Annotated in this window: 13 protein-coding genes; all 13 read right to left on the reverse strand. The window is 39.3% G+C overall.

The features are described from left to right. Positions 1-32 precede the first annotated feature (32 nt). A complete protein-coding gene (gene asnB, locus BMX21_RS07730; RefSeq protein WP_092043085.1) occupies positions 33-2,078 on the reverse strand; it encodes an asparagine synthase (glutamine-hydrolyzing) in 2,046 nt (681 codons plus the stop codon). Positions 2,079-2,094: 16 nt separating this feature from the next. Next, positions 2,095-3,978, reverse strand: coding sequence for an asparagine synthase (glutamine-hydrolyzing) (gene asnB / locus BMX21_RS07735; protein ID WP_092043088.1), 1,884 nt, complete (start codon positions 3,976-3,978; stop codon positions 2,095-2,097). Between the two features lie 4 nt (positions 3,979-3,982). Continuing rightward, positions 3,983-5,074, reverse strand: coding sequence for an SGNH/GDSL hydrolase family protein (locus tag BMX21_RS07740; protein WP_242952893.1), 1,092 nt, complete (start codon positions 5,072-5,074; stop codon positions 3,983-3,985). Then, entirely contained in the window at positions 5,071-6,615 is a 1,545-nt protein-coding gene (locus tag BMX21_RS07745; protein WP_092043091.1) for an MBOAT family O-acyltransferase, read from the reverse strand. The genes BMX21_RS07740 and BMX21_RS07745 overlap by 4 nt, the downstream gene beginning before the upstream one ends. A gap of 5 nt (positions 6,616-6,620) precedes the next feature. After that, positions 6,621-7,025 (reverse strand): VOC family protein, encoded by a 405-nt coding sequence (locus tag BMX21_RS07750; protein WP_027203327.1) that lies wholly within the window; start codon positions 7,023-7,025, stop codon positions 6,621-6,623. 17 nt (positions 7,026-7,042) lie between these two features. Beyond that, the gene (locus BMX21_RS07755) at positions 7,043-7,282 is read right to left on the reverse strand and encodes an acyl carrier protein (RefSeq protein WP_027203326.1); all 240 of its coding nucleotides are present in this window, start codon (positions 7,280-7,282) and stop codon (positions 7,043-7,045) included. A 67-nt stretch (positions 7,283-7,349) separates the two neighbouring features. Further along, complete coding sequence (locus BMX21_RS07760) at positions 7,350-9,140, reverse strand: HAD-IIIC family phosphatase (protein ID WP_027203325.1); 1,791 nt, start codon at positions 9,138-9,140, stop codon at positions 7,350-7,352. An 18-nt stretch (positions 9,141-9,158) separates the two neighbouring features. Then, complete coding sequence (locus tag BMX21_RS07765; RefSeq protein ID WP_027203324.1) at positions 9,159-9,911, reverse strand: polysaccharide deacetylase family protein; 753 nt, start codon at positions 9,909-9,911, stop codon at positions 9,159-9,161. 2 nt (positions 9,912-9,913) lie between these two features. Beyond that, positions 9,914-11,026, reverse strand: coding sequence for a glycosyltransferase (locus BMX21_RS07770; RefSeq protein WP_092043094.1), 1,113 nt, complete (start codon positions 11,024-11,026; stop codon positions 9,914-9,916). A gap of 8 nt (positions 11,027-11,034) precedes the next feature. After that, positions 11,035-11,967, reverse strand: a complete 933-nt coding sequence (locus tag BMX21_RS07775; RefSeq protein ID WP_092043097.1) for a methionyl-tRNA formyltransferase — start codon at positions 11,965-11,967, stop codon at positions 11,035-11,037. 64 nt (positions 11,968-12,031) lie between these two features. Next, positions 12,032-13,234 carry a glycosyltransferase gene (locus BMX21_RS07780; RefSeq protein ID WP_092043100.1) on the reverse strand — a complete coding sequence of 401 codons (1,203 nt, stop codon included), beginning with the start codon at positions 13,232-13,234 and terminating at the stop codon, positions 12,032-12,034. A 9-nt stretch (positions 13,235-13,243) separates the two neighbouring features. Then, entirely contained in the window at positions 13,244-14,689 is a 1,446-nt protein-coding gene (locus BMX21_RS07785) for a glycosyltransferase family 1 protein (protein ID WP_092043103.1), read from the reverse strand. A gap of 164 nt (positions 14,690-14,853) precedes the next feature. Further along, the gene (locus tag BMX21_RS07790) at positions 14,854-15,639 is read right to left on the reverse strand and encodes a DUF2334 domain-containing protein (protein ID WP_092043106.1); all 786 of its coding nucleotides are present in this window, start codon (positions 15,637-15,639) and stop codon (positions 14,854-14,856) included. Positions 15,640-15,695: the final 56 nt, after the last annotated feature.

Here is a 15,695-nt window from a genome sequence, read left to right on the forward strand (position 1 = left end):
AGCCTGGTTCCATAATGCCATTTCATACCTTATTACAGTCCGACATTTTCAAGCCATTGCTGGAACATGAGAATATACCATATCTGCGGACGCCACTCTTTCTTAGTTACAAAATCCTTCCAGAGCCTTGTAACTTCATTCTCATTAAGGAATCCTTGATTTTTAATCTTTACAGGATCCACAAGATTTTCCGCCCATTGTCTTAGCTGCGGCTCTAGTAACCATTTCATTATAGGAATCGAAAAACCCTTTTTAGGCCTGTCCATCAGTTCTTTGGGAACATATCTATATAATACGTTTCTAAGAACCTTTTTGCCTATCTTATCATCTCTCAAGTAGTCTATAGGAAGCGTCCATGCGAACTCAACTACATCCCTATCAAGGAATGGAACTCTGGTCTCGAGTGACACCGCCATAGCAGTTCTGTCAACCTTAACAAGTATATCATCAGGATGATACATGTTCATATCAAGAAGCATGATGTTATGATTGACTTCACTAAGATAGTTTCCTTGTGTATTACCTGCGTACAAAGTTCCTTTAAAGTGTCGATTACATGGTCCTGACCTATCTATAATCGGAATCCTTCTGCCATATCCATAAGGGTCCTGCTCTATCATATGAAGATCAGCCGAATCAGAAGCTCTAAGAAGGGCTGCTCGTACAGCGTTATCTCCACTTGCTATAGAAGAAAGAACTGCTCCGGATGCTTTACGGATAGGTGCAGGGATCCTACTTGTCTTATTCCAGATTCTCTCTATAGACCTATATGATGTGTAACCGCAAAAAAGTTCATCTCCTGCATCCCCTGAAAGAGATACAGTTACATGCTGACGTGTCATCTTACTTACAAGATAAGTAGGAATCTGACTGCTGTCTGCAAATGGTTCTCCAAACATATCTGCAAGTTTGGGGATTACAGCCTTAGCATCATTGTCATCTATATACATCTGCGTATGTTCTGTTCCTAGAATACCGGCTATCTCACCTGCTATATCAGCTTCATTAAAGCCTTCCTCATGCATTCCAATAGTAAAGGTCTTAACCCTGCCAGGTGCTACCTGCTGCATAAGTGATACTATAGTACTGGAATCTATACCTGCGGATAGGAATGCTCCAAGTGGAACATCTGATATCATCTGTCCTTTAATAGATTCCTTGATAAGTCTTTCAAGTTCATATGCAGCTTCCTGCTCTGATCCTGTAAAAAGATTATTCTGGCCCTTGCCTGCGACTTCTTTCATCGACCAATATATTGTATATGCATGGCCAGTTTCACTACATAGATCACCTGTATTCTTTTCTATATCTTTATAGTTAGAAGCATCGAGATAATCAGATGAATTAAAACAAAAGCCTGATCTTCCACACTTATAATACGCAGCAAGATCGCCGTCTGATATAGGGTTAAAATATGCATACGGATCATCAATTGTCAGGATTGTTCCCGGCATGAGTTTATAAACATCTTCATATATACTGTAAGGTGCAGGTATATATCCATGTGCGAAATAAAGTGGTAGTACAGCTCTGTTTACATTTTTTTCAAATTCAGGAATACATGTAAAACAACCTATATCAGAAGCAAATGCAAAGCTGTCTCGTCCAACAAAGCCGTAGTATAAAGGCTTTTCTCCTACTCTGTCTCTTGCAAGCTGAAGCCTTCCTGTGACAGTATCATACACAGCTATCGCAAACATTCCCTTGCATACAGACAGTGTTTCATATACCCCATAAGCTTCGATACCTTCTAGCAGAATCTCTGTATCTGAAGTTCCTCTAAAATCTGTATCTTTACAAAACGACTCTTTAATAAGGCGTTCTCGAAGAACTGCTGCATTATAGATTTCTCCATTATAGACCATCCAAAAGCGTCCGGAATGAGATCTCATGGGCTGGGCGCCATTGGCAGACAAGTCGCGAATCGCAAGTCTCCTATGCCCCAGTGCAATCTTGCTATCAGGACTTATCCATATGCCCTCTGCATCCGGTCCTCTGTCCTTCATATGATCGTTCATACCTGATATAACTGCACGAAAATCGCCTTTATAATTAATTAGCCCTGAAATTCCACACATATCTACGTCCTATTCATCACAATCCAAAGTACTGATACCACTGCTGAAATACAAAGAAACTCCATGCTATTTTGGAATAGTTACTTCCTGATGCCCGTCCTCCATCTCCGGTAGCTATATAATCACCTATAAATTTATTGACATAGGCAGCATCAAATAATCCCTGTTTTTTTAGAAAATCCTGATCTGCATAGCTTAAAAGCTGTTCTTTTAACGGTCCTCTCATCCACTTATCAAGCGGCACTCCAAAGCCAACCTTTGGCCTGTCAAGGAGTTCACGAGGAATATAATCATATGCTATATCCTTTAGAATATGCTTTTTGTCTCCCTTATAATATTTAAACTCATGAGGGATTCTAAATGAATACTCCATTACTGCTGTATCCATAATAGGGCATCTGTTTTCAAGTGAATATTTCATAGATGCTCTGTCCATCTTGCATAGAATATCTCCGGGAAGATATGTATCCATATCAAGGAGCATGCGCTTTATCTGCCAGTTACTTCCTGGATATGAAGTTTCAATAGGATACTTACAAGGAAGCCCTTCTTCATTATTCATAAAAGCCCTAGCTGCTCTAACGTATCCTTCTGATGAAAGCTGGCATTTAGTCTCCTTGTTATGATTCTCTGCAATTGCTCTGACTTTGAAAGGATACTTATTTAGAAGTTTATTGCCTGATCCTAACGGTATCTGGCCTATCCCGTATGCTATATTGCCAAGAAAGTCCAGCTTTCTTGCAAGTGCAAGATCTGCATAGATATTGTATCCGCAGAAAAACTCATCACCACCATCTCCTGACAGAGCTACTGTAACCTTCTGTTTTGCAAGCTTGGATACAAGCATTGAAGGAATCTGCGATGAGTCAGCAAAAGGTTCATCATAAAACCTGGCCATACTATCTATCTGATCAAACATCTCTTTTTCATCGATATAGAGTTCTGTATGATCAGTACCAAGATGAGAAGCTACAGCTTTAGCAAATTCTGCTTCATTATAATTTTTTTCGTTAAAACCTATTGAAAAAGTCTTAACCGGTTCAACTGAATTGTCCTGGGCAAGAGCTGTTATAAGGCTTGAATCAAATCCGCCTGACAAGAATGTTCCAAGAGGTACATCTGCTATCATTCTATCAGCTACAGCCTTTTTAAGAAGGTTTTTGAGTTCCGCCTTAGCCTGATCATAATTTGTTACAGGATTCTGGCTATTTGCTGCATAAGCCTTTCTTATATCCCAGTACTTCCATATCTGCCTTTTCCCTTTAGAAAATTTAAGAACAGCTCCGGGCTCTAATTTGTATACATCCTCGAATATACTATCAGGAGCATTAATATACTGCTGATAAAGGTATCGTGCAATAACTTCACGTCTTATCTTTCCTTCAAATCCGGGACATTTCATAATAGGCTTTAGTTCTGAAGCATATACAAGATTGTCTCCATCCAGCCAATAGTAAAGGGGCTTTTTGCCTATTCTGTCTCTTACAAGATATAAATCTTCTGTCTCTCTATCATAAAGGGCTATTGCAAACATACCATGAATATGATCTGTAAAGTGTATGCCCCATTTTAAATATGCAGCTATTATTACTTCAGTATCACAAGTCGATTTGAAAGGATAATCCGAAAGCTCTTTTTTAAGGTCAAGGAAATTATATATCTCTCCGTTAAATACAACTGTTACTCGCTTATCTGCAGAGTGCATCGGCTGATGGCCAAGCGGAGACAGATCAACAATAGAAAGCCTGCGCTGAGCCATTCCAATACAATATCCATCCGGGCCATCGTATATCTCTACTCCATTATCATTGGGGCCACGATGTATCATCGTGTCATTCATGATACGAAGTTCTTGTTCATTTATTCTTTTTCTTGATACATATCCACATATTCCGCACATGGTGTCATTCCTCAATTTCCGGTTCGTACCAGTTCTTGTCCGCTATTGTCTGATCTATAGTTTCCTTGGCATTAGTATATTCTTCCTGCCAGAGTTTATAGGCATCATCCCATGAACTATAATTACCATCAAGCCTATGATCATCAATGAACTGATAATGAGTTACAAGATACTCTTCCAGATAATCTGTGACCTTGACTGCGCCAAGAGCATTGGTATGATTGCCGTAATCACGAAAATCAGTTTCAAAGTCAATACCGATCTCCTCATAATAATCGTTCATGTTAAGGAAGTTATAACCATAAGACTCAATAATGGTTTTCATATAGTTATATTTCTTCTGACTATCTTCTGTCATCAGTTCAGGTAACACTATAAAAAGCCCCTGAAGATCATTATCCGAAAGATATTCAAGAAGATCACGAAGTGCTTTCTCCTGCTTGTCCTGAATAGGTCTATCTCCTTCGATATCTGATACATCCACAGACTGAGTAGGTCCAACCTGGTCATATACAACATACCCTTTAAGATCATCTGGATATTCATAATTGAAGTCCCTAAGCTGAGACCACATAAATAGTGTCTTCCAGTTAGAATGATACTTGAATATGTCAAAATAGTAAGTCAGCCTTTGACTCTTATCATCTACCATTGCATTGATCGTATCTATTCTGTTCATGGAATATTTCATGTTGTCTGTAACTTCTCTTGTATGAGCCATATTGCCGATAATGTCTTCTTCATTGGCTGTATACATTCGCATTTCGAAGATATAGAGCTCTGGAGACTGAGTCTTCTGGGCCTCTTTGACAAGGTACATACCTGCAACCGGGCGCTGCATATTACTGGACAGGGGATATACTGTAATACCTGTATCTCCATAAATCTTGGGTGTAACAATAGCAGGATATACAGGGCTAGAACCAATCACGACAGCATCAATAGAGTTGTCTGGTTCAGCATAAAATCCCGTAAATCTATCTTTTACATCACCATTGGTCCTTAATACATAGGTGACAGATCTTATTAAGAATATGAATATGATGGCAAATACTGCCGCTTTTAAAATCTGCTTTTTATTCATAATATCAATCAAAAGCCCTCGTAAATAAATTCAGCCGCGCTATATCCAGGGCCGTATTCTCCAAGGAGTATAACATACATAATAAGCGCAAACCATATAGCCCAGCGAAGAATAAGGTGTTTTGAAGCTATAAGCTGTCTTACATTCCTAGGCCCTACGTAGTTCTTATCGGCTTCTGCTTTCTGATCCATTTTGTACTGAAGTACTGATACTACTATCAATACTGCTATGGATACAAATGCAACTGTCATCTCTACAAAATCAAGTCCCAAATCAAATATATGACCATTAAACAGTTCTGTAATATTAAAAGTACTAACACCTGCTACCAGAAGTTTTATAGCATGGCCTGTTGAACTAGCTCTAAAGAATACAAATCCAAGGTTTACAAGGAAAAATGTCCTGATAACTCTAAACGCATCTGCTGCCTTACCTTCCATGTTGATATGTAACTTCTCTCCAAAAAGCCATGTAAAAAAGGGAAGGGTTGCTTCGCCAATAACTATATAAGACCAGTGAAGTATACCAGATCCAATCACATACTTAAGGTCTCCACCATGCCACAAACCAACAGCTGTCCATAAGATCAGCATTGCTAGCCAGGTATTAAGCTGTTTGCCAAGTTTTTTGCCAAACTTCTTTTTAAATTTCTTGGCCTGATTCATGAAAAACTTAGTTCTAAGCAGAGGATAAAAAAGGTTGTCCTTCATCCAGATTCCAAGAGTTGCATGCCAGCGTCTCCAATACTCTGAAATGTTTTTGGCAAGGAAAGGCGTTCTGAAGTTCTCAGGCATTACTAGTCCAAAGGTCTCTGAAAGACCTATTACTATATCCATGCAACCTGAAAAGTTAGTATAAAGCTGAAATGCAAAACAAGCTGTTGCAAACCAGACATATATTCCGGCATAACTAGAATCTTGTGCATATACAGTATCAACAACCTTGCCAAGCCTCTGGGATATAACAAGCTCTTTGAAAAATCCCCAAAGCATTCTCTGCATACCAAATGTTATATTATTGTACTCAAGCTCATGCCTTTCAAAAAACTGTTTTCCTCCTTCTCTTAATTTTACGATAGGGCCGGAAGTCATAAGCGGAAAATACATTCCATAAAGGCAAGTCTTTAGTAGATTGGTCTGTGGCTCACATATTCCATTGTATACGTCAATAAAGTAGCCAAGGAGCATAAATGTATAAAAAGACAGTCCTAGCGGTACAGCAAGACTTATAGTATCAACATATACAAATCTTATATATTTCAGACCTACCAGGATTCCGAGAAGTATGAATAATTCCAGAATCAGCACGCTGCGCCTTGCAGCAATCTGCTTCTTATCAAGCTTGGTCAGTACCATAACAAGGGTCCATGTAACAAAAGACGCAAAAAAAGGGTACAGAAGAAGCTTCCCGCCTTCAGCCATATAGTAATAACTTACGCTGGCTGCAAGCAGTACCACCCACTGTCCCCTGCCTTTGAATATTACAGGTACGATATAATACAGTATTAAAACTGCAGCATAGAAGCACAGAAAGTAGAAAGATGTAAGTTCCATAAAAATCAGGTTGCCCTTTCAAGTAGTTCAACAATGCCTGCTGCTGTGTTGATCATAAATACCACCCTGCCATTTTCTATACAGGGGGCTTTTTCAGGGCTCTGAAAAATAGTATAGCCCTTATTCTCTAGTTCCTTAGTTGCCTCTTCAAGATCTTCTACTTCATAGCAGAAATGATAAGGAGTATTCTTATATCTTGAAAGAAGCGGATACATAGGTGATTCCTTATCAGACGGCTGAATAAGTTCTACTCTGTAGCCACTGTTCACAAGGAATTCTATATATATTTTTCTGATGTCATCGAAGGCTTTCTCCTGCTCAATAGAATACCCGAGTTCCAAAAATTTAGCTCTTGATTTCTCAAGATTCTTGCATAGAAAGCCAACGTGATGAACATTAAATTTTATCATAAAAGTCCTATCCCTATTTACAGCTGTGCCATGATGATATTGACCATCTCACCAACATTCTTCATGGAAACAATCTGTCCCATATCAAACTTTACGCCAAATTCCTGTTCGACTGCGTTTACAAGGTTAATATGCTCGAGTGAATCCCATCCATCGATATCATTAGATGTTGTTTCATCATTTACAGTAATGTCTTCTTCATCAAAAACATCGCGGAACACTTCGTTAAGACGTTCGTATACTTCTTCTCTTGTCATGTTAGTACTCTCCTATAATTACACTTATGCTATTGTCTTGTCACTTCATTTTAATAGTCACGACCGCTTACTTCAAGTCGTTATCTATAGCAATATATCTGTTTTTATTTTCATATCCTGATGATATGTCAAGTTTCCATATTGTATTGCCATCAGCATCTTCTTTTATTCTATCAAAACCCTGTATGGAATAAAAATCTCTGACCATTTTATTCTTAGCTGTTGGATAATAATATCCTATGATAGTTTTGATGCCACGTTTTATGCATTCATTTACAAGTGCATCCATCATGGCAAATTCCATATCGCGCTTTAATACTCTGCAGCTCATGAGCCAAAGATCTACATGGCACTCATCATTCTCAAGATGTCCCATAACAAGCGATACTATTCCGTTATCACCAAACTTGTCCATAAGACGGCCATACAATGTAATATTAGATGCATCAGCTGCTGCCTTTGCAATCTCTTCCTGCGTAAAACGCTTAGTAGTCAGATTGAACTGATTACTCTTATTGGTAAGCTGAGCAATCCTGGCCATATACAGATCTTCAAACGGTCTGATCACAGCCTTCATATCTAGAGATGACAGGTACTGTCCGTAATCTTGAAAGCTTTCTTCGAGCTTTTCGCGTTCACGATTAGCCTTGTACATATCATTACGCTTCTTATCATCTTCAGACAGATTTGTAACTTCAAAAAATCCGGAATGATCTATAACTCTTATATAATCTTCGGGCTTGCCTATTTCAGGAGCCGGAGCACCTATAACCTGCTGCTTTATGATCTCTCTTTCTGCCGGGTTATCATCAACAAAAACCATGGACTCCGGAAGGATATTCATACTCTTAGCAATTGCCTTGAAATTCTCACTTTTAGGTTCCCAATTGGCTTTGATGTATATAAAATCATCCGGTTTAAGCACTCCATCAGGATGATTTAAACCTGCGATAGCATTCTCTTCATCATTCTTGGAATCTACGTTGAGCATAACGCCGATATCCTTCTGGGCTTTAAGGTATGTCTGTATCTCAGAGTATACCTGGCCGAGATTGGTCTCTTGTCCTATCTCAATACCATCTACTCCATCGTCTCCGACAACTCCGCCCCACAACGTATTGTCAAGATCCAGAACCAGAGCCTTTTTGTTCTTGCCATAAACTGATTTAATAATATTGGCAACATTAAATGCCAGATACGGAATAGCCGGAACGCACAAGCAATACTTGTACATATGCCAGTACAAGGGATCCGACCAGGCATCAAGTCCATAACAGGAAGACAGATAATTAATATCGTTTATATAAAAGCCCTCATGAGCAGCCGCATAGTCACACAGTTTCATATTAAGCGCATTAACAAAATGGAGTCGTCCATGTATATCGAATACATCACGATTTCCAAGCAGTCTGTAAAAAGGCGCTTCAAAATTGTTCTGTATTATAGGACAGTTAAATGTTGCTGCCAGTTTATCCCACATAGTTGTAAAGTGTGAGTATTCATGGCTAAGCTTATCTTCTATCTGCGCTTTATCATCTGACATTACAGGATAATCTGTAATGTTCCTGTTTGATGTATGAATATATACAATATCAGGAGCAAAAGAAATAAGCTCATCTGAAGGAAACATTGCATCCTGCCAATACTGACCATACTCTGACTCATAAAACTCAGGTTCGATGCCATTATCAAGAAGAAAAAGCTCCATAATACGGATTATATCATGAGTAGTAGAGCCGCCAAGAACAGCAATCTTCTTATGTATGCGTGATGAACCATCTTCCAGGAGCTGCTTTTTTATTCTTTTTGATCTTTTCAGTATATATGCTGAATCAAAAGGGTATTCTAATTCTTTCAAATCTGCCTCTTTTTCACCTTAGTGTTTACGCTCAAACTTGTCACGGAACTCTGCAAAGTCCTTACACTCGTTATCTATAGAGTCAACCATCTCATCATATTTCTCATCAATAAGGGTTCTGTAATTATTGAAATTGTCGTAACCTTCCTTGGTCCAGCCAAACGGATGAACTAGAATCTGTACTTTTTTATTGTTTAAAATGTTCTCTTCATCAGGGTATCCATATCTCCAGATGTGGTTAGCATCTGACATATACTTAACATCAAGCTTTGCGCCTTCTGAAGCTTTTGGATCAAATGTAAAGAACTCATCCTGATATGCATTGATAATACCGGGAAGCTTAATATTCTCTGCAAGTACAGCAGGTGAAGGTCTGTGGATTGAGAATGTGGTTATCTCAAAGCCAAGCATATTACTAAGCATGTCTATCTCCTGCCTGATTCTGTCTCTGATAAGATTCATATCCGTCATACCGTTGAGGGCAAAATGAAGTCCGATTTCCTGACCTCTTTCATGCATATCTGTCAAGATATCTCTATTCTTTCTTGAGAGAATATTGTATGAATTATTGGTCCACTGGAAAAAGAATGTTGATCTGAAATCCATACTTTCCTCAACCTTAGAAAGCTTATAGGCTCTTTCAACAGAATACTCCACATCATGACGCATTATAATAAAGTCATCTTTATTGAGAGCTTCCTGATATGTAGCCTGACGGCCTGACTCTTTTATAATCTTCAAGATCTTTTTATAATCATCGTAAGAAAACATCGTTAATTCCTCCCGCATCTTTTTAGGACAAGTTCTATATAATCCTTCCATTGCTCAAATACCGCATCGGCATTGGCACGTTCTCTAATCTTTGAAGCCTCTCTTCCAAGACGTTCACAAAGTTCCGGGTCCTCAATCAGCTTATTAAGCCCATCTACCAATGCATCTTCATCTTTGATAGGGATAAGAAGTCCACTTACCCCATCCTCCATAACTGTTCTGGGGCCGCCGCATGGGCAATCTGTTGAAACAATAGGCATTCCAAGTGCCATCGCTTCAAGAAGAGAATTGGGGAGTCCTTCCCAATCGGATGTGAATGCGTATACTCTGCCTTTGACTATCTCCTTCTCAAGAGTCTCACTATCACCCATAAGGAATATATAGTCTTCAGCGTTATTTTCGCTGATCAGGCTCTTAAGGATTTCAAGTGTTCCATCATGTGAATCATCGCCGTAGATTCTAAGTACCCAGTCAGGATGCTTCTTGTGAACTTTTATAAACGCTCTTATCAGCATTGGCTGGTTCTTGAAATCCACAATCCTGGCATGATGTACAACAGCCTTTTCACGTTCTTTCGGATAAGGAACATCAAAAAACTTAGGATTTATCGGATTTATAATTATAGTTGAATTGTCTTGAAGGTAAGGTCTGAAAAACTCTTTCTGTCCTGTTGTCTGAAATACACATCCTGCAGCTTTTGGGAACAGCCATTTTATCTGAATCTTGTCAGATATAGCATCATAATGTCCTGTAGGATTGGTTCTTATGGATATAACAACAGGAACATCCGTACCTTTTTGCGCTGTAAGTGCTCTATAATTGGCTCTTTGCGCAAAAGCTATCAAAAGATCCGGATGATACTCCTTCATAAACTGCCTAAGGTATTTAATCCTAAGAAAGAACTTCGTAATCCTGCTTTTGTTCTCATCCTCCTTACGAAGACCTACATGGACACGGGTTACGCGCTCATCTAGTACAAATTCATTCTCATCATACCATTCAGTTGCAACATAAACTTTATAGCCTTCCTGGGCAAACTTGTTGGCAAGGTTGCTTACAACCCTTTCAGCACCGCCCTTAACAAGGCAATTTAAATGAAATGCTATCGTTCTCATATACTATCTCAGTGAAGTACTGTTCCTTTTATGACTTCTATATTACACTCATATTTATCTATCAAAATCGATCCATCTACTGTTCTGATAACAAGCTTATCATCAAAGATATCAATAACCTCTCCCGGTTCATATGCTGAGAAATCTATCATCTCATCAAATGGATGCGCTTGCCAGATCTTCATTTCATGACTTTCGCCTTCTCCCACATAACATACAGCTCCAGGGAAGGGCGCCGCAACACCTCGGATAAGATTATAAATGTCGCGTGTTCTTGCATGCCAGTCAACTTTACCGTCAGCAGGGGTTCTTTTTTCATACCAGCTGTCAAAGTCTTTGGAATCCGTCCTTATTTTGATCTCCTCACCTGATAAATAGGTTGTCACCAGTTTTTTGATGAGTCGTTTTGAACATATCATGTTCTTGTATTGAGCAGTTCTTATGTCATCATGAGGATTTATAGAAAACATCTCGGTTCCAAACACATTAGGGCTATCTGCCTTCTCATCATATCTGAATAGATTAAGATTAAATCTTGTATCTCCTAATATCATGGACCAATTAAGAGGAGATCTTCCTCTTCCAAACGGAAGGTATCCGCAATTACCGTGGAATCCATATATTCCCTTAGAAAAAGCATCAAGAACATGCGCCGGGATAAGCCTCTGCCATCCCATCACTATGCCTATATCAAAAGTATTCTCACTTATGAACTTAATAGTCTTCTCATCTTTAAGATAGTAACTGTCTGCTTCATATACAGGTATTCCATACTTATCAGTCAGAAAAGATAGTCCCTTGAAGCCCGAAACCTGATTTTTCTCAGTAACTTTAGGTGCAATTGTTATAACAAGATCAACCGGGCAGAGCTCCTTTTGTATAAAATCTATTATATTCTCAGAGGTATCTTTAACTCCGAAAACAACTAGTTTATAATGCATATTCATCCTCTTTCAGGCAAAACTGGCCATATTATTTTACTATGTTTTACTAATTAATGCCACCTTAGTGGAATTTACGTAAAATGCCGGCGAGTTCTTCGCGGTATTTTAGTGGCTTGTAGCCCTTGGCTCTCTCAAAAGCTCTTTTTCCATAATCAGATAGTCTGTTATTATCTGAGAGCATTTTCAGTATCTCACCGGCAAGGATTCTCTCTCCTTCTTCTATGTTAGAAGCTTCAAGATTAACCTCCTGGCTCATATCTGGAACGATAACACCAAACTCGCCCTCTATCACAACATCTGTAGAGCTGCCATCAGGAATTCTTGCAATAAGATCGTCGTAGCTTGATTCTGACAACAGGATCTCTCTTGGGCCAGTCTTACAATCAGCTGCCACACATGGCTTGGCAAGAGCCATAGCCTCTAAAAGCGCATTCGGAAAACCCTCATGATTGGAGGAAAGTACATATAGATCTGATGCTGCAACATAAGGAAATGTATTCTTTTTAAGTCCCATAAATGCTACTTTATCGCCCACTCTAAGGTCATTTGCAAGCTTCTCATATCCTGTCCAGTCGCCTGTTCCTATTATCATGAGCCTTGCATCCTTATTGTCTTTTTCAACTATAGAAAATGCCTTGATAAGATGCCAGAACCCCTTGATATAGTCCTGTCTTCCAACAGAAACTATAAGTTTTAAATGATCATTCCTGCTTTGATCAAGACCAAAGGGCATATCATTTACAACATCTTTAGCTTTGTCATTGATCATATCAACATCAAGAGGATTATAGATATAACTGCTTCTCTCATAGCCGAAATCACGTTTCAATTGTCTCATGATTTCTTTTGAGCAGGACAGAACCTGATCTGCCTTTTTACAAAATAGCTTTACCTGATCAGGAGCTTCCATATCTGTGGAACAGCGAAGTCCTGTAAGAACTTTCTCCTGTCTTCTTGACAAGACATTAACATAATTGGCAGATGAACCAAAGCTGTAGCTAATATCGATTCCGAGCTCTTTTTTAACCTTTCTGGTTTTAACAATACGTTTTATAAGATTTATAACTTTAGCCAGTTTGCTCTTCTTACTAGGAACATTGATATTAACAACATTTAATCCTGTAATATCATAATTGATGTCCTTGTCAGAGAAGATAAGAATAGTAACATCATAATATTCCTGCATCAGTCTGGCTGTTGTTACGCATACACGTTCAAAGCCGCCCTGATGAAGCATTGGTGTGATCAACATCAGTTTTTTCATAATAATCCTTTATGGAACTTCCCTAAGATGTTTGTTGGCATTTTCAGGAAAAGTTCCGTGTTTATAAAAATATGTCATCATTATGGATTGGGCGCTTATATCGAAACCTGCACGTCTTATAGCATCTGCCAGATAGCCGGAAGTATGCGCTCTGTCATAAGGATGCTCCTCAGGAAGGTCTACAGGCACTTTCCCCATTCCATCTGAGATTCTTCCAAATCCCTGATCTTTATCATATATTCTGTCAAAAGCATTATCAAATCGCTCATCCGGAACTTCGTGAGCATATACATCCATCCTTGGAACGAGGTCGTCTAAGACCTTCATCGCCCACTGCCTTGGATCAAGCTCTATGGACATACGACTTACAAGCCTTGTAATATCAACTTCAATAGTTATGGAATCCGATACAAGGCACTGAAGGCCTGCTGCCTGCGCTTCCACAACAGTACCCGGAAGTCCTTCATAGCGTGAAGGGAAGCAGAAGTAATCCATAGCCTGATAGTAGTCACTTACATTGGATTTATTCCCTAGAAAAATAACTCTGTTGTCCATTCCAAGTTCATGAACAAGCTTTTTGGTATCCTCCATGAGTGGCCCTTCTCCAAGGAGCATAAGGCGAAGTGGTAGTCCATAAATGAGAGTATATCTGCCCTTGTCATCCTCTCTTATAAGCTGAACCATCTGAGCAAAAACTCTAATAAGAAATTCATGATTCTTGGCATAATGAAATCTTCCAACATGACCTATGACTATTGCGTTGGATATCCCTAGTTCATTTCTTATTTTGTTCCTTATATCTTCACTATACGCAAACTTATCAACATTTATTGCATTAGGTATGATTCTGACTTTGCCTGCATCTACCAGCTCATCGCCATAGACATGCCTTGCTGCAGCCTCTGTACATGAGAGGTAATAGTCGCAGACCCCTTCTTTCTTAAATGGGCGTCTCAAAAATTCTGTAAGCTTGCCTTTAAGCCCTGGGTCTGTTCCTCCACTTCTAACGTGAGAGGCCGTGATACCTGCACCGTATTTCTTGGCTATAGGGAGATATATAGCTGCGGTACTTGTCATATGTCCCTGTACTACAGCCCACTTGCCTTTATTGGCTTTAAAAAAGCTCTCTATATAGCTCTTATATGAGAGTACGTTCTTGGAGTTAAGTCTTGGTACCACGTAGATATTGCCTCCAAGCCTTTTTATCTCTTCATCAAAGTACTCCGGCTTTCTGACCTTCATAAGTTCTGCTGATGAATACTTAACTCCTTTGGGAAGCTGCGCATCACTGTGTACGAGAAAGTCGAACTGGACCTGGCTTTTATCAATGTTCCTATAAAGGTCCATGATGCGGCTTTCTGCACCTCCAAGTCCTAGACGCCCGAATACATGCAGGACCCTGATGGGCTTTTCTTTTCTTTCCGGTATGCTGTTTATATCAAAATCCTGCGGCATGTATGCCTCCTGTTAATGGGTGTTATGTACTACGTTGTGCCGCACAGAAGTCACTGATATAATCCTCGGGCTACCTTGTCTCTCGTCGTAGGGGCTACGCCCCTGAGCACTCCTCGTACGGATTACGCCCGAGGATTATATCAGTAACATATGCGTTCCAGGTTCTAGTGATTCTTTAATACACGTTTTTTAATGTATCGTTTTATATTACTACTGATTCTTAAAGTTTCCCTTAAATGAAACTTAGTAGTTGCCATGAGTTTTTCTTTGAAGCGGTCTGTTTCTGTTGCCTTTACCGGCTTTAGCTTAAGCATCTCTGAATAGGATACTATCTCTTTAGTAGCAAGGATCTTCTCATATGCTTCAAAGTCTCTATCTGTCATGGTGTTGGTGTGAACTACGAAGGTCACAATGCCGTCTTCTTTGGACTTAAGTGTCTGACTCTTTTTGAAAGATATTGGATAAAAGACCATATCCTCCCACATATAAGGGCCATTACCAAATCCGTCTGTGATACCTGTAAAGCCGTTCTTCTTTAGAGCTTTGATGGTATTCATGTCATAGGAATGGGACGGCGCCATGAAGATATCAGTGGTGATCCCGTTCTTTTCAAGAAGGATCTTGCCACTTCTTATCATTCTGTCCTGCTTGTCAAAAGGAAGTCCTGCAAACTCAGAATTCCTGTTAAGAGGAAGAAGGCCTCCATCATGAGTTGTATATTCATGATGGTAGCCATGCATAGCCAGTGTCCAGCCATCTTTCTCTAAGTCTTTGATATACTCCCAGAAATCTCTCTTTGGAAGATTGATCATAAGCTTAGGATCGCGATTCTCCGGAACTATGCCCAGAAGAGCTTTAATATTATATTTATCAAGAAGGCTTTTAAAGCGTTCAAAATTGCTCCAGTTCATGTCCGGAGTTATGTCATCAAGCCTGATGGCGATCTTCATTAGTAACCTCTAATCTCTAGAGTATAATTTTTTATCAATTATAGTCTAAAAAAATA

Source organism: Butyrivibrio sp. TB, assembly GCF_900110805.1.
Lineage (GTDB): Bacteria > Bacillota > Clostridia > Lachnospirales > Lachnospiraceae > Butyrivibrio > Butyrivibrio fibrisolvens_C.